This is a genomic window from Lacibacter sp. H407, from assembly GCF_037892605.1.
Classification (GTDB): domain Bacteria; phylum Bacteroidota; class Bacteroidia; order Chitinophagales; family Chitinophagaceae; genus Lacibacter.
The window spans coordinates 2,904,201-2,926,391 of sequence record NZ_JBBKTU010000001.1; the positions used below are offsets into that span (position 1 = coordinate 2,904,201).

The 22,191-nt window shown below is 38.5% G+C and carries 23 protein-coding genes; 7 read left to right on the forward strand and 16 right to left on the reverse strand.

The window, feature by feature from the left end; all coding sequences use genetic code 11:
• Positions 1 to 255: 255 nt before the first annotated feature.
• Positions 256 to 891, forward strand: a complete 636-nt coding sequence (locus WG989_RS12530) for an STM3941 family protein (protein ID WP_340429830.1) — start codon at positions 256 to 258, stop codon at positions 889 to 891.
• Between the two features lie 30 nt (positions 892 to 921).
• Here WG989_RS12530 and WG989_RS12535 read toward each other — a convergent pair whose 3' ends face one another.
• From WG989_RS12535 to WG989_RS12550, 4 genes are all read right to left on the reverse strand, one after another.
• The gene (locus tag WG989_RS12535; RefSeq protein ID WP_340429831.1) at positions 922 to 1,758 is read right to left on the reverse strand and encodes an oxidoreductase; all 837 of its coding nucleotides are present in this window, start codon (positions 1,756 to 1,758) and stop codon (positions 922 to 924) included.
• 65 nt (positions 1,759 to 1,823) lie between these two features.
• Positions 1,824 to 2,519 carry a DsbA family oxidoreductase gene (locus WG989_RS12540; RefSeq protein ID WP_340429833.1) on the reverse strand — a complete coding sequence of 232 codons (696 nt, stop codon included), beginning with the start codon at positions 2,517 to 2,519 and terminating at the stop codon, positions 1,824 to 1,826.
• Between the two features lie 89 nt (positions 2,520 to 2,608).
• The gene (locus WG989_RS12545; protein WP_340429834.1) at positions 2,609 to 2,986 is read right to left on the reverse strand and encodes a YccF domain-containing protein; all 378 of its coding nucleotides are present in this window, start codon (positions 2,984 to 2,986) and stop codon (positions 2,609 to 2,611) included.
• 98 nt (positions 2,987 to 3,084) lie between these two features.
• Entirely contained in the window at positions 3,085 to 3,759 is a 675-nt protein-coding gene (locus WG989_RS12550) for a hypothetical protein (RefSeq protein WP_340429835.1), read from the reverse strand.
• Positions 3,760 to 3,945: 186 nt separating this feature from the next.
• Here WG989_RS12550 and WG989_RS12555 point away from each other — a divergent pair, with 186 nt between their 5' ends.
• Positions 3,946 to 4,647 (forward strand): GIN domain-containing protein, encoded by a 702-nt coding sequence (locus tag WG989_RS12555; RefSeq protein ID WP_340429836.1) that lies wholly within the window; start codon positions 3,946 to 3,948, stop codon positions 4,645 to 4,647.
• Positions 4,648 to 4,784: 137 nt separating this feature from the next.
• Here the strand turns inward: WG989_RS12555 and WG989_RS12560 are convergent, their stop codons facing one another.
• On the reverse strand, positions 4,785 to 6,311 hold the full coding sequence (locus WG989_RS12560; protein ID WP_340429837.1) for an alanine/glycine:cation symporter family protein: 1,527 nt from the start codon (positions 6,309 to 6,311) through the stop codon (positions 4,785 to 4,787).
• A 401-nt stretch (positions 6,312 to 6,712) separates the two neighbouring features.
• On the opposite strand from WG989_RS12560, the gene WG989_RS12565 reads away from it, so the two are divergent.
• Entirely contained in the window at positions 6,713 to 7,282 is a 570-nt protein-coding gene (locus WG989_RS12565; protein WP_340429839.1) for a helix-turn-helix domain-containing protein, read from the forward strand.
• 124 nt (positions 7,283 to 7,406) lie between these two features.
• Here the strand turns inward: WG989_RS12565 and WG989_RS12570 are convergent, their stop codons facing one another.
• Positions 7,407 to 7,595, reverse strand: a complete 189-nt coding sequence (locus WG989_RS12570) for a CsbD family protein (RefSeq protein ID WP_340429841.1) — start codon at positions 7,593 to 7,595, stop codon at positions 7,407 to 7,409.
• Positions 7,596 to 7,742: 147 nt separating this feature from the next.
• Between WG989_RS12570 and WG989_RS12575 the strand changes: the two genes are divergently transcribed.
• The 4 genes from WG989_RS12575 to WG989_RS12590 all read left to right on the forward strand — a co-directional run bounded on the left by WG989_RS12575 (position 7,743) and on the right by WG989_RS12590 (position 11,649).
• Positions 7,743 to 7,946: a hypothetical protein gene (locus WG989_RS12575; protein ID WP_340429844.1), complete on the forward strand. Its 204-nt coding sequence runs from the start codon at positions 7,743 to 7,745 to the stop codon at positions 7,944 to 7,946.
• A gap of 337 nt (positions 7,947 to 8,283) precedes the next feature.
• Positions 8,284 to 8,547 (forward strand): TFIIB-type zinc ribbon-containing protein, encoded by a 264-nt coding sequence (locus WG989_RS12580; protein ID WP_340429846.1) that lies wholly within the window; start codon positions 8,284 to 8,286, stop codon positions 8,545 to 8,547.
• A gap of 596 nt (positions 8,548 to 9,143) precedes the next feature.
• A complete protein-coding gene (locus WG989_RS12585; RefSeq protein WP_340429848.1) occupies positions 9,144 to 10,154 on the forward strand; it encodes a M12 family metallopeptidase in 1,011 nt (336 codons plus the stop codon).
• A 7-nt stretch (positions 10,155 to 10,161) separates the two neighbouring features.
• Positions 10,162 to 11,649: a hypothetical protein gene (locus tag WG989_RS12590; protein ID WP_340429850.1), complete on the forward strand. Its 1,488-nt coding sequence runs from the start codon at positions 10,162 to 10,164 to the stop codon at positions 11,647 to 11,649.
• Between the two features lie 279 nt (positions 11,650 to 11,928).
• Here WG989_RS12590 and WG989_RS12595 read toward each other — a convergent pair whose 3' ends face one another.
• From WG989_RS12595 to WG989_RS12640, 10 genes are all read right to left on the reverse strand, one after another.
• Complete coding sequence (locus WG989_RS12595; RefSeq protein ID WP_340429851.1) at positions 11,929 to 12,399, reverse strand: HNH endonuclease; 471 nt, start codon at positions 12,397 to 12,399, stop codon at positions 11,929 to 11,931.
• A gap of 52 nt (positions 12,400 to 12,451) precedes the next feature.
• A complete protein-coding gene (locus WG989_RS12600; RefSeq protein ID WP_340429853.1) occupies positions 12,452 to 12,919 on the reverse strand; it encodes a hypothetical protein in 468 nt (155 codons plus the stop codon).
• Between the two features lie 116 nt (positions 12,920 to 13,035).
• Complete coding sequence (locus WG989_RS12605) at positions 13,036 to 13,305, reverse strand: hypothetical protein (protein WP_340429854.1); 270 nt, start codon at positions 13,303 to 13,305, stop codon at positions 13,036 to 13,038.
• Positions 13,306 to 13,316: 11 nt separating this feature from the next.
• Positions 13,317 to 14,195 carry a hypothetical protein gene (locus tag WG989_RS12610; protein WP_340429855.1) on the reverse strand — a complete coding sequence of 293 codons (879 nt, stop codon included), beginning with the start codon at positions 14,193 to 14,195 and terminating at the stop codon, positions 13,317 to 13,319.
• Between the two features lie 45 nt (positions 14,196 to 14,240).
• On the reverse strand, positions 14,241 to 17,267 hold the full coding sequence (locus WG989_RS12615) for a type I restriction endonuclease subunit R (protein ID WP_340429857.1): 3,027 nt from the start codon (positions 17,265 to 17,267) through the stop codon (positions 14,241 to 14,243).
• A 6-nt stretch (positions 17,268 to 17,273) separates the two neighbouring features.
• Positions 17,274 to 18,491 carry a restriction endonuclease subunit S gene (locus WG989_RS12620; protein WP_340429858.1) on the reverse strand — a complete coding sequence of 406 codons (1,218 nt, stop codon included), beginning with the start codon at positions 18,489 to 18,491 and terminating at the stop codon, positions 17,274 to 17,276.
• Positions 18,488 to 19,222 carry a hypothetical protein gene (locus tag WG989_RS12625; RefSeq protein ID WP_340429859.1) on the reverse strand — a complete coding sequence of 245 codons (735 nt, stop codon included), beginning with the start codon at positions 19,220 to 19,222 and terminating at the stop codon, positions 18,488 to 18,490. The genes WG989_RS12620 and WG989_RS12625 overlap by 4 nt, the downstream gene beginning before the upstream one ends.
• A 15-nt stretch (positions 19,223 to 19,237) precedes the next feature.
• A complete protein-coding gene (locus WG989_RS12630) occupies positions 19,238 to 20,053 on the reverse strand; it encodes a hypothetical protein (protein ID WP_340429860.1) in 816 nt (271 codons plus the stop codon).
• On the reverse strand, positions 20,050 to 20,412 hold the full coding sequence (locus WG989_RS12635; protein WP_340429861.1) for a hypothetical protein: 363 nt from the start codon (positions 20,410 to 20,412) through the stop codon (positions 20,050 to 20,052). The genes WG989_RS12630 and WG989_RS12635 overlap by 4 nt, the downstream gene beginning before the upstream one ends.
• Positions 20,413 to 20,423: 11 nt before the next feature.
• The gene (locus WG989_RS12640; protein WP_340429863.1) at positions 20,424 to 22,076 is read right to left on the reverse strand and encodes a type I restriction-modification system subunit M; all 1,653 of its coding nucleotides are present in this window, start codon (positions 22,074 to 22,076) and stop codon (positions 20,424 to 20,426) included.
• Positions 22,077 to 22,191 lie beyond the last annotated feature (115 nt).

A 22,191-nucleotide genomic window follows, 5' to 3' on the forward strand; every position in this document is an offset into this window, starting at 1 on the left:
AAACAATTACTAAATCATTAACAAAAAACAAGCCATTGTAGCCTTCAACGTGTAAATTCATGGAAGCCGGTGGAATTCTGCAAGTAGTAACCACAATCCATTTCTGTTGATATAACTTTTTTTACCAAGGGGTTTGTGGAAAATACGGAACTGAATGTTTTGAAGTGTGCAAATGCAGCGGAAGAGAAACCTACTTCTTGAATTTGTACATTTGAAAATCAAACCAACCTTCAATCAACCCAACTGCATTGTTATATGGAACCTGTACTCGTTATTAAATCAGACCGGTCGATTTATCTTATCATGGCATTTGTGGCACTGGGTATGTCTGCCTTGTTTACCATATTCGGAATAGTACCTGATTTTTTTTCTGCACCCGATCCCTTCAGCAGGCCACAAGAGATTTCCGTAATGCAAGCCATCATCTTTAGTTTTTTTGCTTTGATCGGACTTTTTCTTTGTTATGTATGGGTGAAGCAGTTTATAAGCGATACGCCTGCCATTTCCATTTATCAAAATGGATTTGAAGCAAACACCAATGGTGTAGCTACGGGCTTTATCAACTGGACCGATATTGAAAAAATAGAAGAGGTAATGGTAAGCTCCAATAGCGGAAGCGGTACGAGAAAGGAAGCAGCAGTAGCAGTTTATTTAAAAGAACCTTCCGTTTACACAAACAGGTTGCCGATTTTTTTTCAATGGGTAATGAAGCTGGCTACTAAAAGCGGACGTTATAAACATACCGGTAAGTATGGCGTGGAAGATAGTACGCCTCCTTTATTTTTACCTGTTGCGGCGTTCGGGATGCAATATACTGCTGCTATCACCTTGATGTATGCAGGCATCAAACAAAAAAGAGGAACAATTGGAGAAATAACTCCTTCCTTATAACGTAAGAAAGGAGTTATTTGTCGTAACATATTATGCTTTCGGAAAATCTGCGCCTACGGTTACGTCGGCCCAGGTTTCAAAATCATGTTTTAATTCTTCGAGTTTTAAACGTGCACCCTTGAGTGCTGCGGCACCCAATAACAAACGAAGTGGTGGGTGTTCGGTTTCTGTAACCTGTATCATTGCTTTTGCTGCACGAACGGGGTCGCCCGGTTGATTACCACTGTACCCACGGATATCGTCGGCATTTTTTCCTGCTGTTGTTGCATAGTCATCAATCTTAATGCTGGTGTCTTTTGCTGAACGTCCGGCCCAATCGGTACGGAAACCACTCGGTGCAATAATGGTAACGTGAATGCCCAATGGAGAAACTTCTTTGGAGAGCGCTTCACTCAATCCATCAACTGCATATTTGGTTGCATTGTAAAATCCAACACCGGGGAAGGAGCGAAGACCGCCGATAGAAGATACATTAAGGATATGACCGCTTCTGCGTTTACGCATGTGCGGTAGTACTTCCTGCGTCATTTTTGCCAAACCAAATACATTGATCTCAAACATGCGACGCACTTCTTCCTCTTCACTTTCTTCAACAGCAGCAAAATAACCAATCCCTGCATTGTTTACCAGTACATCAATTTGTCCGAATGTATCAACCGTTGTTTTTACAGCCGATGTGATTTGCTCAGGAACAGTCACATCGAGTTTAACTGCGATCGCTGTTTCCGGATAACTGCTTACAATATCCTGTACATCTTCTGTTTTGCGAGCAGCTACAGCAACACGATATCCCTGTGCCAATGCTTCTGTAGCAAGTGATCGTCCAAAACCTGTTGAACAACCTGTTATGAGCCAAACTTTTTTCATTGCTTTTTTAGTTTAAAATGATCGGACAAGTGTAACAGTTTCATTACAACTTGTTTTTTATAGAATTAATTACAAATACCATCTGTTGTACAAAATCCACCCGCCGCAGCTATCTCCACCAATGGTTTTTCTTCTTCCCAAACTGTATCTAACACTTGTGTAAATACATCAACCGGTTGTGCACCTGATACAGCATATTTATTATTGAATACAAAAAACGGAACACCTTGTACGCCGATCTGTTGTGCCCGGTATTGATCCTGCCGTACTTCATCAACGTACAAATCACTTTGCAGGATTTGTTGTATTTCATCGGCCGGTATACCAAGGCTTGTTCCTGTTTCAATTAATACTTCAGTTGATGCAATGTCTTTTCCTTGAGTATAATAAGCAGCAAACAGTTTTTCTTTTGCTTCATGCTGTACGCCGTATTTTTTAGCGAGGTGTAACAATCGATGTGGAGCAAGTGTGTTGTTGATAACGGCTATATCAAAGTTGTAATCCAATCCAACTTCCTTCGCCATATTCGACATATAATTTCCCATCTCTTTTGCTTTTTCAACCGAAACGCCTTTTCGCTTCGCCAGGTATTGATGTACAGATTCGCCGGGAATTGGTTGCATGTCGGGGTCTAGCTGAAAACTCTTCCATACAATTTCCACTTTCTCTTTGTTTGCAAATTGTTCCAATGCCTGTTCAAATCGCCGTTTGCCGATATAGCAAAACGGACACACAAGGTCTGACCATATTTCTACTTTCATCGTCTTTTGTTTAGGGGCGCAAGTTACAGCCGGATCAATTGGCAAAAAGTCACGGCGCTGTCAGTTTGCAAAAACGGTGGTAGGAGTGTTCACGGAGCATCAATTACTTTTTTCCCAAACGGGAGTAAGGAGATCTCAAGCAATTTGAAATGCTGGCGCCCCCATGGAATACCAATAATGCTGATATATAAAAGAATCCCCATGATCAAATGATTGAGTGTAACTGCAATACCGCCTACAATGATCCAGATGATGTTTGCAAGGATCGATAAACAGCCTGTTTGTGCAGTGCTGCTCACCACCTGTTTTCCAAACGGCCATAACACAAGCCCCGCCAGTTTAAAACATTGTAAGCCGAATGGAATACCGATAATGGTAATGCATAGCACGATGCCGCCAAAGAAATAACCAAGGGCAGAAAACAATCCGCCGAAAATGAGCCAGATAAGGTTGCCGAGAAAATTCATAAAGCTGTAGAATTGCTGTAACGCAACATTACAAATTATTTCGGCAGCAAGAATAAAATGAAACGTTGTGGTATCAACGCATTAAGAAACAATGGTTGTTACTCATCTTTAAAAAATGTTTCTCCTTTAATTAACCACGAGTAACCAAACGCCAACAACGCAATTGTTTCTAATACATAGGTTGGTTTCAAATGTTTCAATGCCTGGTACCAACCGGGTACTACGCCGATCAACGCAATGGCCACAATGCAAACAAGTATTACCCAACCGCATATTTTGTAAATGGTATTGCGTGTTTTCTTTTCGCCTTTGATGGCTCCTTTCTGTTTTGATTTGGTAAACAGTACCAACGAAAAATAAGCAAACGTAGAAAACAGTAACACCGCACCGCCATAATGCATGGCATTAGCAAATGTATTGGTGCCTTGTGTAATACGGCTGCATTCATCGGGTGTATAGTCGCCAAAATTTGTGGGAAACATTGCTACGATCATTGCAAAGCTGCCTGCCAGTTTTGCGGCGATCATATCCCGCTTGTCGTAGCCATTGTAGGTGAATAAAAATAATGCTACCGCACAGAGAATGCCCACAAACACATTGCCCATATCAGTATAGTAGAAATGACTGATGCTGGGTGGAAACTTGCATCCTTTCTCAAAAAGAAAATAACCAATGAGTAATGCAAAAGGCAAGGTCATTCCTAAAATACCTACCAGCCTGCGCAAGGTGAGAAATGAAATGAGATAGCGGTCGTTTGGATTAGAGTCGCTCATACAACTTTGGTTTTGTACCGAAAAGATAGTAAGAATTTGATATATGAAAAAGCAATGTAACTGTTTCCTGCGATTGAAATTGAAAACACAGTTCGATAAGATCATTTATTTCTATTCACACGTTTATGTGATTGCCCGGCTGCTGTTCATTCTTCATATTTGCAACTTATTTTAAACCTCATCATCATGGTACAAAAGCAAATTTATTTTTATCTGCTTGTTCTACTTGGCATATTCGTTTCATCCTGCAAAAAAGATCGCTTTACAACCATCACAAAAGAACCGGACGTACATAATTTCCATAAAGTGGAAATAGCCGGTGAGTTTGATATACATATTGTACAGGGAGCCGATTATAGTGTACGCATTACCGGTAGTGAACGAGACCTTGCTGAACTTGATGTACAGGTATTCGATCAACTGCTCCTGATCGAGTATCCTGATTTTAGAATGTGGCGAAAGAGAGGAACAATCAACATCACTATGCCTTCGTTGCAAGACATGGTGTTTGCCGGCGAAAGTACGGTTACTGTGGAAGGGTTTACCGAAACGGTACCGGTACTTGTAGAAACGAGCGGCGAAAGCAAACTGTATTTAAAAATGAATGCGCCTGTGTTTCAATTACGTGCTTCCAGTCTATCCGAAATAACTGTGAGTGGTATTGCAGGTGAACTGAAAGCTGAAACAGCAGGTGCAGCAACAATTGATGCCTGGCAAACACCTGTCATCAAAGCAACAGCAGTGGCCAACAGTCAGTCAACCATTAAACTGCATATATTGCAATGGTTTACTGCAACAGCAGCAGGAAACAGCCGCATCTACTACAAAGGAAATCCGGCGCAGGAAAATCTGGTGATCCTTGGCGACGGACAAATCATTAAGCAATAACAATACAGCAAATGCTGATGCAAGTAAACATCAGGAAATATTTCAACTGAAGCTCTTTGCTAAGTAAAGTCACTAATAAAAAATCGCTCCGTTGTAAAAGCGAACAACGGAGCGATGTACTGTAAATGAAAGCCGTATTATTTTTTAGTTGCAGCCGCTTCTTTTCCGTATTCAAATTCCCAGAAGTCAGCATTTTTAATACCCAATGCAACAGGGTCAAACACAGGATCTTTTCCTTCTGCTTTTTGTTTTTCATAATCTTTCAATGAAAGCAACGCCGGTTTTTGCAGAATGATGATGGCAATTACATTCAGCCAGGCCATAATACCAACACCCATATCACCAAGGTCCCATGCAATTTTCGCCGTTCGTACACAACCAAAAAACACAGCTGCCAGTATACCCATCTTCAGCAGGAACATCAACACTGGCGCTCCTTTATTTTGTGTGAGATAAGCAACATTTGTTTCAGCAATATAATAGTAAGCCATTAACGTAGTAAAGGCAAAGAAGAACAATGCAATGGCAACAAAGTAGCTTCCGCTGCCAACATAATTTTCATCGAATGTTTCTTTACTGCTGAAGGCTTTGTCAATAGCGGCCTGTGTGTAAGTAGCACTTCCCTCCACATGCTTTACACCATCCTGCGTGTAGTATACACCGTTATCAACCAGCAGTTCATCTTTACCAGGACCTTTTACATTATACATGCCCGTTATTAAGATCATGAAAGCAGTGGCAGAACAAACAAACAAGGTATCAATGTAAACAGAAAACGCCTGCACCAAACCTTGCTTGGCAGGATGCGTTACTTCAGCAGCAGCAGCGGGGTGGGGGCCGGTACCCTGACCGGCTTCGTTACTGTACACACCACGTTTTACTCCAATGGAAATCATTGCACCCACAATACCTGCAAAGGTTGCTTTGGCACCAAATGCACTGGAAATAATAAGCCCGAATATTTCAGGGATACGTGAATAGTTCATCACAAGAATGATCACTGCAAGAAGTACATAAGCAATGGCCATAAACGGTACTACATACTGCGCCACATTTGCAATGGCTTTAATACCACCAAAAATGATGAGCCCCAGCAACACCACCAGTAAAATGGCGGTGTACATGTGATCAATTACAAATGCATTTTTTACAGACGAAGCGATACTGTTCGATTGTACACCCGGCAGCAACAAACCTGTTGCCAGCACGGTCGCAATTGCAAATACTATGGCATAAATCTTTCCGATCTTTTTATTCTTAAAACCTTTTTCAATATAAAACGCAGGACCACCACGATACTCGCCTTTTTCTTTGCGTTTATAAATTTGTCCCAATGCCGATTCAACAAATGCTGAACCTGATCCGAGAAACGCAACGGCCCACATCCAGAACACAGCTCCGGGTCCGCCAATAAAAATAGCGGTTGCCACACCTGCAATATTACCTGTACCTACACGGCCAGATAATGAAACAGCCAATGCCTGAAACGAAGAGATACCTGCTTTTGATTTATCGCTTTCCATCAGCAGCTTTACCATGTCTTTGATGAGACGTACCTGAAAAAAACGCATGCGAACAGAAAAATAGACACCTAAGAGTAATAATAAATAGATGAGCGCATCGCTCCAGATAACAGCGTTTGCTGATTGGATAAAATCTTCCATGCAATTTGTATTGGGTTGGTGAAACGAAACGACAATATAATGCATAAAAGCCTTTGAGCCTGATTGCCGTGTCTCTTTTTTTAATATGTCAGTTCGTTTCGAATAGGAATCAGTATGTGTTTAATTACCGGTTGGCGTATTTTCTGATACAAAAAACAGAGCAAAAAACATGGTCAACGCAGGTTGCATTTGCTTCATCATTTGCATGTATTGAATGTTTACACGGTGATCTCAAATGCATGTCACATCTGCCCGTTTCGGTCACAATTGTGTTAAAGATAAACAGGCGGATATGGGTTACCTGTCCCTTGTTGACTGTTTTTCAAACAGATAGAAGCCGTTAATTTAATCTAAAAAAAGAATGGCACGGTTCTTAAGCCGGTTACAAAAAAATATCGCCTATGCTATTGAAAGTAAAAAACATGATCTGTCAGCGATGTATCATTGTGATCCATGAAATACTGGAAGAGTTGGGCTTTGAACCGAAGTCGGTACAAGTGGGAGAGATTGTACTCAACCAACATCTTACTGAAGATGAACTGGAGCAATTAGATACAGCTTTGAAAAAAACGGGGCTTGCATTAGTGTACACAAACGATGAACTGATCGTTCAAAAGATCAAGCATGTAATATTCGAAATTGTACACTACAGCAACGAACCATTGCTTGAAAAGTTATCAACCTATTTGAGCAACCGGTTAAACTACAGTTATACTTACCTGGCAAATATTTTTAAGAAGATCAATGGAATACCCATTGAGCAGTTTGTAATTACAGAAAAGATCAGGAAAGTAAAAATGCTGTTGATCTCAGAACAGCTCACGCTTAGTGAAATTGCCTATAAAATGAATTACAGCAGTGTGGCGCATCTCTCATCGCAGTTTAAGAAAGTAACGGGCATACGTGCCAGCGATTTTAAAGTAATGTACGTTGATGCGTCGATCGAAATGCCCGAGCTGATCCCTGTTTAAACAACATGTTTATTGCAGCTGCACTGTTGCTGCTTTATTTGATGATAATAAATGCAACATGTACTTCAATACAAAAGCGGATCTTTTAAAAGATCCGCTTTCTTATAACACTGAATGATCATTTTTACCCAAGGTCTTTCAACCATTTCACCAGGTCATCTTTTGCCTGCCCCGTTTTGTTCACAATTTTACCCAGCCATTCTTCATCTTTTCCCTCTTCATACAGTAAATCATCTTCCGTTAATTCGGCATATTTCTGTTTGAGTTTTCCTTTCCACTCCTGCAGCTTTCCTTTTACTTCCAGTTTGTCCATGATATTATTTGTTTAGGTGTTAAAAATTGTTTGACAGCTATATGTATTGAAAACTGTGCCAAAGAATCTTGTGCTCGTTTTTTTCATTGGTGCAGTACGCAGCCTGTGGCTCGGTATTTGAACGATTGTAGTTCTAAAACAAAGTTTATGGAACAGGAAAAAAAGAAACACATAGCCGATGAAGAATCATCTGCTGTGCAGCCCGATCCGGAAACACTGCATACAACAGATCCGCAGGAGGAAATGAAAGGCCCCATTTCTTCACTTGTACAAAGTGTAAAAGAGAAAGTACAGGAGAACGATGAAGAATCGCAGGAAGAAGCAACAAAAAAGCGGGATGAAAAAATGTAGTGACCGATGTTTAAACAGGACATGCGCAACAACAGCATCTTTTTACAGCATTGGTTGTTGAGCAAAATGTTACGTATGTTTTTTTGTTTTCAGTAATAGATCATTTGTGCGCATCAGTTCTTAATCAGCAACATGCTGAAGCAAACTGTTAAACGGTTTCAATTTTTTTGAAGAGTCCGTTTAACAGTTTTGTTTGTAAACAGGTTTCTTTGAATGAAGAGAAGGAATTAACAGGATTATAACTGCATTTGCTGTTGTTTCGCCGCTGATCATTGATGTTGAAAACAGCAGAAGCAGTAAATTTGCAGCGATTGTTCATTCATAAAAAATACGAAGTATGAAATGTCCTGTATGTACAACTGTTGATCTTGTAATGTCGGAACGACAAGGTATTGAAATTGATTATTGCCCCACCTGCAGAGGTATCTGGCTCGACAGGGGCGAACTCGATAAGATCATTGAACGTGGTATTGCCAATGAACGCAACAGCGCTCCCGTAAACCCGCAACCCAACAGTAACTACAATAACGATTATAAACAACACGATAAACATCCATACAAGCATCATAAGAAACATTGGCTGAATGATTTGTTCGATTAAACGAATACAATTTCTACTATGCAAAAAGGCTGCCCTCACCGGCAGCCTTTTTAATTGATAATGTTAAACGAAGAAGATAGCGTATCACATTTGCAAAAGCGTAAAACGAGACCCAGTGCTTGATTTACGCTTTCGGTTTTGTTTAGCTGATACGTTCACAAACGGGTACGGGAATTTTCCCGTACCCGTTTGTGCTTTTTCACCTTTTCTTACAACTACATACACTGCATTTTTGATGCAGGCAAAACAGAAACGGCAGTAACGGTTTTGTATTGATGATGAAATTGCATTCGTTGCTGCAAAAACATTCAACAAGCTTTGTGCAGGATATTAGCGACCGTTAGTTTTTATAAAAATTACTCCTTTTGGGGTATTGCAGCAGCAACGAAAATTTGTTGTTTTGCACTGAAAACGTATTTCTACTATTGTTAATATAAATTTCGTTTTCGATTTTTGATTTAATCCTGATCTCTTCCAATCTCCTTTTTAAACTACCCAATTCCACTTCCTGCCTGAAAGCCGCAACTGTTAATACAGTTGAATCACTTAAACCAAAACCTGCATCGATATGAATTTCCTACATAAACAAAAAGAAGTTGACGAAACTTCATTGTCTGCTAGTTCCTAAAAAAACTAGCCAAAAAAGTTATAAATATTCAAATCAGTCAAAGCAAGAAAATCTAATACTGTTGGATCAAATTGTGATTAAAGCAATGAAGAATAATCTATTTACGTACATAGTTGTTACGACCCTCATAAGCCTAATTTTGGTTTGTGTATTTACATTTAAAATAAACAAACTTACCAACGAAGTTTCTGGTTTAGTGATTTCAAAAAAATGGCACGAAAACAAAGAAAATCTCAAAGGCTTTCTTGTTTTGAATTCTACTCAGACTGATACAAATAAGGTGTTAGTTAATATCTCCTACAAGGAAATAGATTCTTTTGAGGTTTTTCAAGGTGATATAATTCTTGGGAAATCAGGTACGATGAATATGATAAATAATAAGTTTTTTGGAATTGATCAAATCGAAAGCTTGGCAATTTTACAACCTCATTTACTTTGGAAGTCCGCCGAGGTTTATTATGCAATCGATAATTCATTTGACGAAACAGATATTTTAAATCGACTCTCTCAGGCATTTGTACAGTTTGAAAAAACTAAAGTTAGATTTAAGATTTTTTCTGGTAGTCAGGATTCATATTTAGTAGTTACAAAATCAAATGGGTATGCTTCGGCAGTAGGCCGCCAAAAAGGTGCTCAACAACTGTTTTTGCCTGAGGAAGCAGAAATTAATAAAATCGTACATGAACTTTGTCATGCGATTGGGCTATGGCATGAGCATAGCAGACCGGATAGGGATAAGTATATTAAAATTAGGTATGAGAATATCCCTTATGAGGATACTGCACAATTTTCAATTGTAAACAATAATGCAAGCACATATGGGACTAATTATGATTGTAATTCGATCATGCATTACAAAGCTACCGATTTTGCGTCAAGAGGTAAGGTTTCTATCTCTAAGCTCCAATGCAAAACTGTAGGTATGCAAAACACATTAACGGAGACAGACATTTTCGGAATTAATCAACTATATAAATAACTAAAAAATGAAAAAGATAGTAGCAGTAGCTCTTTTATTTTTATTTTCAAATGTAAAGGCTCAGGAGTCATTTATAAAACACAAATCTTCAGTGCAAATTACAATGGAGGAATTTATACAGTTTGCCTATAATAAAAAATTGCCATTAAAGGAAGAAGATCATAAAAACAAACAGCCATTTTCTGATAAAAATAATTCGTATGATTTTGTGAAGAAGTTGCTTCAAGATCCCAAGGTGCCCGGTGATGTAAGAAATCTGCTCGACGGTGGGTTGGGCAAAAAGCTAGATGCTATCATTTTGTATTTTCAGCCTTTGGAGCTGAAAAGGTTATTTGGAAATGAAACTGAGATGAAAAAAATAAAAGAGGATTTTAATAAAGTATGCATAAAAAATAATGAGTTAATTGCAGCCTTGGATGAAATTGAGACAAAAATTAACGAAATAGAAACTGAAATCAAGAGTGGCAAAGTAAAATCTGGAGAGCCAAGTACTGCAAATTCAATAAAAGTATTGTTTGCAATAAAAGAAAAATATGAAAAACAAATAAAAGGCAAAAATGAGGAAATGGATAGCTTAACTAAAAGGTTTGATTTGGTTACAAATAAATTTGTTTTCATAAATAGTGTTTCAACAATGGTGCTTCAAAATAATGAGGGGGATTGGGATGATTATTTGTTAAACAGCAAAAATGTTTTGCTTGTATTTGTTGGAAATGAAACTTTACTAGCAAAATCAAACGTGGAAGTAGATTTAAAGCCAACCTCTTTTCAAACTGAGCTATCGGATTTATACAATCTTGCAAAATCTCTTGACATAGCCATGCCTAATTCGTTAGGATACTTAAATGCTGTAAATGATTGTAAATTAGAAAATGACTATTCTGCTGAGAAAATCGGAGTTTCATTTGTTTATCTAAATAATAAAAAAATTAAGGCGCCATATGAAATAAAGGTCACATCAACGGAATATAAAGATATTCCAGTTCAAAAAGTTTATGAAAAAAAGTACCTAGGGATACGCATAGGAATAGGCGCTCAATATGTTGACAGGAAAAATTTCAGTCTTAATTCAAATCAAGAGCTAACTATAAAAACAGATAGTGTAAAAGCAAATGAATGGAAATCAAATTTTTCTTTAATGTTTGAATTTATTCCTTGGGGCCGTGATTATAATAGGCTGGAACCATTGTGGTCTAAGAATAAAGAAACAAATATTGCAGAACGAATAGGTGTTTTTGGTGGAGTAAAGTTGTCTAGTGATCCACTTGAATCATTGTTCGGAGGTTTAAGTTTTGCTTTAACAAAGGAAATAACAGTTGGTGTAGGAATGGCTTTTTTTGCAACGCCAATTGATCAAAAGGATTTGCCTGTTGGCATTGACGCATCTTTAGATTATTTAAGAAAGTATTCCCAAAAGGAATATAAACCAAAATTCTATTTCGGTATAATGTTAACGCCAGGTCAAGTTGTAAAGACAATCTCAGGAAAACAATGATGTGTTTCAGATTTGTCCAACCAAGTATTTTAGCTTGTTAGGGAAATGTATAGCTTAAAATTGCAATAGTATAATAAATTGATAATTGTTGTATAAGCGAAGTTGCCAACCGTGAAAGGTTGGCAACTTTCTTTTTACCCCTCCGCTACCATCGTTATCTCCTCATTTTCTTTATACTGCACCAGCTCTTTACCTGCACCCTATACTATCTGCCGCCCCGAGGTCTGGCCTTAGCCGACCTCGGGGATTTTTAGTTATACTATTGAAGGGTTGCAATACTTATTTTTTCTTCTCGTTCTTTGCCTTCTTCCGTTTGCGTACACTCATCTCGTGTTTTACAAACTGGTTGGCAAGTTCTTTACCAGCTTCAGCATCACTGGTAATTTTTGTTTTTAGCCAAACACCCAGCTTTAAAATGATCTGTATTTCTTCTGATGAATAATGCCAGCGGTAATTGTTACAGGTAAAGCAACTGGGTAAATAATTATTTTCTGCATGAGTGCCGCCAGAACTATGCGACTGCACATGATCAGCCTGGAAATTTGTAATGTCTACTTTTACTCCACACATATGACAACGGGAATCTGTTTTTGAAAGAATTAACTCACGCTGCTTTTTAGTAAGTGAAGAGCGCTTTTTACCTTTTACTTTCTCTCTTCTTCTGATCGTCTTAAGACTATTGATCAGTTTAATTAATCCTTTGCCGGTTTTTATTGTACGAAGAAATTTGAGTTCAGATGTTTTTCTCATTGAATGGAGTTGTTTGTTATTTAAAATTGATCACTCACATACGGGTAACAGATTATCCTTTCAAATTATAAATAATACGATCAATCATATTTTCTACTTCTATGAATATGGCTGTGCGTTTTCTTGATTTTGTAAAAAGCCTTGCCAATAGAAAACAAATAACTGACGGCAGAAGCAAAACAAACAGTAAACAATAGCTGATCCAGTTGTAGTCGTCTACCAACAGGTTACCGTCGTTAAACAGACGGTTGAAAAAATTAATGGTATCAATTGTATCAAAGATGTTGTCTACTCGTCCCCAAATATAAATGGCAAGAACAAACAGGATTAGACTGGTTATGTATGATGCTATTTCAAAAATGTAGACAGTAGGCCGCTTCAGCAGTCTGGTTAAAATGCCTGTTTCTATTTTCTTTCTTGTTTCCTGTAATAATAAAACATTATGTGCAGGATCAGGATTGGCTGGAGCTTTGCTTTTGCCAGAAAAGAAATCTGTAATTTCATCAAAGAATTGCTGCATAGTTATTTGATTTGTATGTGCAGGTGGTTTTAATAAGCAGAAGCTACATTTAAGGTTTTCTTCAAGCAAATGCCATCTCTTACTTCAATTTGGGTATCCGTTCTGATGACTTTATTTCATTTTCTGGAAAAATACCAGTTCCGGTTAACGGCATTCCGGATGACTTTCACATGCTTCAATAAATTAAGTTTGTTTTCTGCATCTAAGTCTCTCAGTAAATTTCTGATTGGCAAGCCTTCCCGGTGATCTTTAGTAAAGATATCCTTCTCAATAAAAAGGGGCATTAGCTCTTTTGATAGAATTTCCGTGACAGACTTATTCTTTTCAAAATAGTCCCTTACAATTTGGTCAATTCTTCCGATGCGGTGTAATTTCTTTTCTGTCATAAAGTTTATTATTATTTTCCACAGATCATTTCGATTTGGCTCAGCAATTCTTCTTTTGTAGCACCATATGAAATCACCCTCATTTTGAACACCTTTAAATCCATGTATTGAGGGTTTTCTTTCACCAATACCTCCTGCCATTGACTAGTGGTGTGATCAAATTGCATCAAACCCATTGTACAGGCTTGAGAACTTATGCCTTCAAGTAAATAAAATTGACCATATTTTTTTACGATTGCGTGATGACAATAATAATAGTCACCTTCTCCTTTTCTGTAAACTCCCTGAATATATCCTTCATCTACTTCCCGTTCAAACGCTTCACTTTCTGAAAGAAGTTGCCTTCTTTTTTGCATGTAATTTTTTAAAAGTTCACACATTTCTTCGGTATATGGGTCTGTTCTCTTTTTGTTGAACCGGCTTTCGTAATCTGTAATTTCTTGTTCCGTCATGTTGATTTTGTATGCACATTGTTCCATTGTTATACCCGAATTTATATCCTCTGCTGTGAAATCATCATAGTGAGAACAGGAGCGGCCTGTTATTTTAACCCAATACTGTGCACCAGCATCGCTAAACAATTTACATTCACCATCAGAGTCAAGCTCTTTTGGTGTCATGTGATCACTATCAAGCCATCCTCCATTTCCGAAATAAATCTTTTCTACTTTGTTGTAATCAACATCTACTTTTAATGTGTATTTGTTTGTTGTACCTGTTTTGGCGTTGTAATACGAAACTTCTGCGCAGTAACTTCCATCTTCAAAACCGTTTTCTGTTTGTCCTTCAATGGCGAATTTCTTTTCTTCCTCTTCAGTAGCTGTAGTGTTATTCGTGCAGGCAATCTGCAAAACAAATAATAGTATCAGCAAAAGATAATTATGCCGCATTGTAATGAAGGTTTATTAGGGTTATTTAAATTGAGTTACATCTCTCTACGCCACCTCTTCCTCCCCAAACCATTCCTTATACCTTGCCTCCGCCTGTTCCATAATCTCATCCAAGATATCCTTCAACTCCTGGCTTACACCTTTCTTCAGCAAGCTGCGTTTTACGGCCAGTAATATCTGTGCTTTAGCATCGGGCTTTTTATACCAATCGATCTGTAAGTTCTTTTTAATATTGGCGGTAATTTCTTTTACCAGCTCCTGTATCAACGAGAAATCGCTGATGGCTGTTTTGTGCTTGGCCAGTATTTCATAAAAGGCTTCTTCCTCTTCAGTAAAGCCAAGTTGTTTGCGGCGGTTATCTTCATCCTGCATTTCACCTGCCACTTCACGGAGTTTTTGCAGTGCAACCAAGCTGTCAAAGAAATGATTGTGGTAATCGTTAATGATCTTTTCGACCGATTCTTTCAGCTTACGGTATTTAATGAGGTTGCTGTTGGCACGTACTTTTATTTCGTTGTTAATGATTTGGCGGATCAGTTCCAGCTTCAGTTCATTACCGCTTTTCTTTTCTTTCGCTGCTGCCAGGAAATCATCATTGATAATCGAAATATCAAACTTCGGAATACCGGCCATGGCAAATACATCCACCACTGCTTCGCTTTCAATGCTGCGGTGAATGAGTTCTTTGATCTGTCCTTCTTTCTGCCTTATATTGGTAACAGGGTATTTGATCTTACGCACTGCAGCACCTACGTGCTGGAAGAAAATAATATCGAGTGTAATCTCTTCTATTTCATCATGACTTTTAATAATCGGCGCCAGTCCACTCAAACGTTTTTCGAACAACAGGAAATCTTTGCTCCGTTCTTCTTCGGCAACAATACTATTCACCACGGTGCTGATCAAACGCAATTGATCACCATTACTCATACTCATCCACCTGCTGTAATCGGTACCTGCAGGCAGCAATGCTTTTAAGGCAGCAATTTCATCCTTCGCCATGTCAAACGCTTCCTGTACAGGGATAGTAACATCACCACTGCCACCACTGCCCGTATATTTTTTAGTGGCTGCACTCAGGTTGTCACCAATGCCGATATAATCTACAATCAAACCACTGGGCTTATCTCGAAACACGGTACTTACACGGTTAATGGCCTGTATGAGGTTATGACCATTCATGATCTTATCAACATACATTGTATGCAAAGCAGGATTATCAAAACCTGTAAGCCACATATCCCTTACGATCACAATCTTCAATGCATCATCCGGATCTTTAAACCGTGCCTTCACCGCTTCCATGGCTTCTTTGGTGCGTACATGCGGTTTCCATGCCACCGGATCTTTGGCAATATTGGTGGTCATGATCACCGCCACTTCAGGGCAACCTTCCAATGCAGTAATAGCATCATACATTTTTACACAGTTACGGCGACTCATACACACAATCATGGCCTTGCCTTCGAGTGTGCTGATGCGTTGCAGGTAATGTTTCAAGATGTCTGTTGCCACTTCCTCTACACGTTCCGCTGCACCTGCTGCATCTTCAGCAGCAGCCCACAAAACTTTGTTCTTCTGGTTATCGGTTAAGCCTTCGGTAATTTCTTCGGCTTCTTCTTCAATGTTGGTATTGGCTAAATGCAGTTTTGCCAAGCGTGGTTCGTAATAAATAGGTACAACAGCTTTGTCTTCCGTTGCCTGTTTAATATCGTACCGGTGAATGATCTCACCAAACACAGCTTCGGTATCAGCATCCTTACTGTCAACCGGTGTGCCGGTAAAACCAATGAACGATGCATTGGGCAACGCATTACGCAGGTTGCGTGCAAAGCCCTGCAGCAAACCATATTGTGTACGGTGACATTCATCGGCAATTACAATAATATTTTCTCTTGTACTCAGCTCCGGGTGTTTTGCTTCCTTCCCATCTTCCGTTTCTTTTAACCGGAACTTTTCAATGGTGCTAAAAATCACACCGCCACCATCGGCACTTAAGAGTTTACGTAAATCATCGGCACTGCTGGCTAGCTGCACATCGCCTACTAAATCTTTGGCTGCTACAAAATCTTCGTACAGTTGTTTGTTGAGATCAAAGCGATCGACCTGAACGACAATGGTTGGATTTTTTAATTCGGGTAATTGTCGCAGGATACCCGTGTAAATAGCCATGGTAATACTCTTACCACTGCGGGTGGTATGCCAGATGACACCGATCTTACCATCGCCTACCGGACGGATCGATGCTTTTGTTTGCTCCAGTGCAAACTGTATCCCGAAAAACTGGTGATACTTGGCACCTTTCTTAATAAGCTTTCCTTTATCGGGTTCGTGAAAAATATAAAAGCGGATGTATTGCAGCAAACGTTGCGGCAACAGCAAACCGTTAATGAGTGTATCTAATGCAAAATCGTTACTTACGGTATTAATGCCATCGGTACTTTTCCATGCAGCAAACCATTCGAAACCGCTGCTGTACATACCATGCAGGGTAGTGGCCCCATCGCTGATGATGGTAAGTGCATTGTATTCGAACAGGGCCGGAATATCTTCGATGTAATGCTGCACCTGGTTAAATGCATTTTCCACCGTTGCCTCAGCATCAAACATGTTTTTAAATTCAAACAACACAAGCGGCAACCCATTAATAAAAATCAGCAGATCGGGACGGCGTTTGTTACGGCCTTCGATGCTGAACTGGTTAACCACCAGAAAATCATTGTTCTGCCAATTGTCATAATCAACAGGGTAGAAGTGTTCAAAGTATTGTTTGCCTGCATTGTCTTTCCAGTTCTTGCTAATTCCCTTACTTAACTTCTTATGAAAATCATGATTGCGGTATTGCAGATCGGTGCCTTTGTTATACAGGAATTCCTGTTTTACCTCGGTGAGTAATTTGGCGGGTACATGGCTGTAGCGTTTTTGCAGGAACTGCTCCAACCGATCTTCGAGCACTACTTTGGTGAGTGGACGGTGAATGTCTGCTCCATGTGAATAGCTGTAACCATTGATGGCGGTAAGCCATTCAATAGCGGCATCTTCAATAGTACTTTCGGCGAGGTAGCGGCTCATCGGTTTCTAATTTACGGTAAGTTCTCCATTCATGAGTTTGGGGAGAAGGATATCTCTTAGTTTTATTAAGGTTGAAATTTCGTTTTGGTTAAGTTTTATCTTTTCAAATATTGTTTTTACGTCTCTGTAAAATTCGTCTGTTACACTTTCTTTTGGAACTAAGAAATCAATTGATTTAACAGTTTGCGAATTAACTGCAGTTGCTATTGATGAAGTATTTCCCAAAGAGCTATAGTCAAAGTTCTTTAGGAATAGATAAGTATACTCCGTGGATAGTTTGGTTGATTTCTTAGGTATAAAATGAGCAATAGCTTCATTTGATAGCATATCCTCTGTGGTAATAGCCACTCTGCCAACAGTAAGTTTGAAACTTAATATTGCTGTATTCGTTGGAATAACAGGAATATTAAATTTTTTTACTGCTTCCTTTGTTAGATATTCTGATGTCTTTGATATGTAAATTCCAGAAATGCCCATATCCTTAATTGAAATCCATTTTACATCAGCAGGTTTTTCTGTAAACCATTGCTGTTGATTTCGTGGAGGTGTTCGGCCAATAGTAATATCAAAAAGATCGTTTACTTTTTGATAGCTCCAACCCTCCGGCAAGTTATCGGGATCAATATCTGTTACAAAGTATTTTTTGAAAAGTGTTTGTGCCATTTGCTCCAGTGTGTGGTTGGTTCGGCGGTTGAGTTCTATTTTGTCGTCGAGTTGCTTTAGAATTTTACCAATAGGTATTTGATATTTTATATCAGGGATTGATATTTCTATTGAGTTAATTGCAGTACTGTTAAGACTTGCCCTTGTAGTCATTGTAGCATGCATATCAACCTGGTTCCTGATTTCGTTTGTACGGAAATAGTAACCGATGTAAACCGGGTCTATCTCTACATCAACATCTTCTTTTAATCTTAATCGCTTTGTAAAACCGTTGAACGTTGCGTTTGGATAATCTTTCAATGCAACAGAACTCATGCCTAACTCATGCATTGTTTCACTTGTTCTTGTAAGAAAAATATCTCCTTTCTTAACTGAACAACTTTTGATTTCCTTTTCAGTAGTATTCGCTAATTCACTCAGTTGATCCGGAAGAAAGTAATTATAGAACACATCCCTGAATGTTACAAATGGATGCCCAAAGCCAAATTCTTCTCTTGGTTTTGATAAGCCAGAAGATACGTCGTAAAGTTCGCCGAGTTTGTATTTTGCCCTTGTTGTCATTTGCGTTCAAATTCTAAAAATGTAATACTGCTGAGATTATAAGCTTTTGTTTTTTTAAGTTTCTTATTATGAATGAAAATATAATCATGAGTTTTTCCAATATAAATTACATGGGCAGAATCTTTTGTATTTATTATTTGGTTATCGGCTTTTAGCACAACATCCTCGTTAGGAGTGTGAGATGCAGCGTAAATCCCGCCGCTTAAAGGAATAATAATAACAAAAAAGTAAACGAATGCTATTATTGATGCCCAGTCATTTAAACCAAGGGTTTTAACATCTGTCTTTTCCCTAAAAATTGAAATAATAGCAAACACTATAACTACTAAAAAGAATATGAAAAAACCTAATCCAAAAAGAGCAATAAAAATATCTCTAAATGTTTCATAACGACATAGAAGTATGGCCACTACGATTAATAGCGGAATAAGTATGAAAATAGTTCGTTTGTAAATTGTGTTACCAATTGTTTTATTAAGCCAGCTATTTGAAAATGTGAATTCATCAATTTTATTCAAAACTCTCCGAACAAATAATACTAAAATAATGGAAACTACGCCACTAAGCCAAATCCATTTTGCAAAAATCATTATCAAATCCTCAACACTTAGAAAGGAGCTTATGTCAAGATTAAAAGACAGGTAGTAGCCTTGACACGCAAAATAACTTGCTACAAGTGAAAATGTAAAAATTGAAAAAACATTTTCCTTGATTTGATTTAAAGCACTCATTATGTCTTTTTATAATTAGATGTTTGTTTCGCTCTTCGCTTTTTCCCAAGCTTCTTTAATTACTTTTCTTGAGTCAGAAATGACTTTGCCAGATAGTTCTTCTTGTGCTTTTTTATCCTGCTCTCCGTCAATACGAAAAAGGTATTCTATATATGCGTCCATAGAATTAATCAGATTTTGATGATTTTGGTTTGTTGGATTGAGCATCAATTGTATTTGGTTGTCTTGCTCTTTCATTTTGAAGAGAATATGTGTAAAAGACTCATATACTTTTAACACCTCATCCGTTTTGTTTTTTGCTTTCGCTAATTTCATGTCTTCAATTAAACTTGAAGCTTCAGCAGCATTTGCAAAAAAAGTGCTAAGTACTGCACGCAAATTTTGAATCCAGTCTATTCTTGCTTTTGAAATATTATTGGCTCTTATTTGTGCTAATGTGTTTGCTGTGTTTTGATCAATCTGCCTTCGAGACATTTCTAATTGGTCAGCCGCAATTGCTATCTGTGTTTTTGCTTGCCTTTCAGCATTCACAATTTGTGTTTTTGCGTTTCTTACTCCAACATAGTAAGCGACGCCTGAAGATAAAATAACTGTTACAAGAGCAATAAGCGCAGGTAAATACTTGTCATACCACTTAGTGTCTGTTTTTTTAAAAACTTCATCAAGTTTATCTATTCTAATCAAAGTCGAGTCTGAAGTCTTGTTTTGCAGAGTCTGGACAATGTTAATGATTGAATCTAATTTTCTTTCAATTAACAAATTCTGTTTGCTTTTTTGGCTTAAACAAACAATTGTAGAAAACAGAAAAGAAATAGTAATTATAACTCTCATGAAGTTAATTCTTTAAGTTTTAATTCAACCTGTGTTAACATCATTCCATATTGCTTAAGTTCATCAAAGTCATATCCTTTTGGATCTGCCCAGTATTTGCTTTTTTCTTCTAACATGTTTGCAAATGACTTTAATTCTTCGTCTCCATATTTTTTTAGTTGACTTGATGCATCCTGCCATAACATACTTAAAATATTAGAAGCTTCATCGTTGTTGTTCCTTCTTCTATTTGTAATAAAAGTTTTTGTACTACGAATTGCATAAGTTACTATTTCGTAAACAGATTGTTTATCCTTAGCAGAAAGTTTTTTTGCTTTTGATAAGTAATCATCAAACATTTCGAACATCCAATATCCCATGATTTGTCATTTTAGTTTATTTCAAACCCAATACTTTTCAAATTCTCTTTTATCTGTTGTTCCAATTTATCGCTTTCAGCAAATTGTTGTTTCAACTGCTGGGTTAAGTGGTTCATTTTTTCTTCAAAGGAAATACCATCGTCTTCTTCGGCTTCGGTGCCTACATAGCGGCCGGGGGAAAGGATGTAGCCGTTGGCTTTTACTTCGGCGAGGGTGGCGGATTTGGAGAAGCCTTCTACGTCTTCGTAGGGGGGAGATTGCTTCGTGCCTCGCAATGACGTTTGGGAGGGGACGTTGCGCCAACGGTGATAGGTATCGGCAATCTTGTTAACATCAGCATCTTCAAATACACGCAGGCGTCGGTTGACCATGTGGCCGAGTTTACGTGCATCAATAAACAGTATTTCGTTTTTACGTTCACGGTGCAGGCCATCTTTTCCATCCCTGTTTTTACTGAGAATGAAAATACAGGCGGGGATGCCCGTGGTTAAAAACAATTTATCAGGCATTTGCACAATACAATCCACCATGCCCTTTTCAATCATGTGTTCCCGTACATTTTTTTCACCTTGGTTTCCTGTTGTCATAGCACCGTTGGCCATTACCACAGCAGCCGTTCCTTTTTCACTTAAATGATGCCACAGTGTTTGAAACCACATGTAGTTGGCATTACCATCGGTGGTAAACTGTTCTTTTGCGCCAAACAAACGGGGATCGTTCTCTGACAAATCTTCGGGGTGCCACTTGCTGATGTTAAAGGGCGGATTCATCAATGCATAATCGGCTTTCAGTTGCGGAAAGCGATCGTTCAATAAAGAGTCGCCCAGTTTTACATCAAAAGAAAGATTACGCAAGAGCAGGTTCATTTTGCATAAACGCAACGTGCCTTCGTAACGTTCCTGTCCGTAAATAGAAATATCGTTGCTGCTGCCGCCATGTGCAGTTACAAATTTTAAGCTTTGTACAAACATACCACCGCTGCCACAGGCCAGATCCATAATGCGGCCTTTCATGGGTTCAATCATTTCCACCAGTAACCGCACTACCGAACCGGGTGTAAAGAACTGCCCTGCACCACTGCCTTCGGCCATAGCAAACTTGCCGATATAGTATTCGTACACACGTCCGTAAATATCACTTTCGGGATTCTTTGCTTCCGAAAATTTATCGTGGCTGAACATGTTGATGAGTCCGGCAACCTGTGTGGGGCTTAACTGGCTTTTTACAAAAATGGGTTCCATTACGCCTTTAAATTCTTCGTTGCGTTGGGCCAGTATTTCATCAATCAAAACAAATGCTTTGTCGACGATGACTTTAATATCATCACGGGTGGCATTGTCTTTTAAATAAGTCCAGGTTGCTTCTTCGGGTATCTTGTACACGTTCTTTACCTGGTACTCCAGTTCATCTTCGAGAAAGCTGAGTTGTACAGCTTCATCGGATGTATAGTAATCAGACTTGGGATTTGTGAATTCGCTTTTGATTTCCTCTTTGCGCATTTCGTAGCGTTCGCTCATGTGTTTGAGAAAGAGGAGGGAGAGTACGTAATCTTTATACTGGTTTTCGGCTACTGCACCCCGTAGTTCATTGGCAGCATCCCATAGTTCCTGTTCAAAATCAATATCGGCTTTGGGTTTGGTGTTTTCTTTTTTTGCTTTGGCCATTCGTACGTGTAGTTGTTCTGGTTAAGTTCTCAATGTAAAGATGAAAATTGATTGTACAAAGTGTTTTTCACCCACATTGTGTGGAAAGATGCAGGTTGATAGTGGTGAGTAGAAG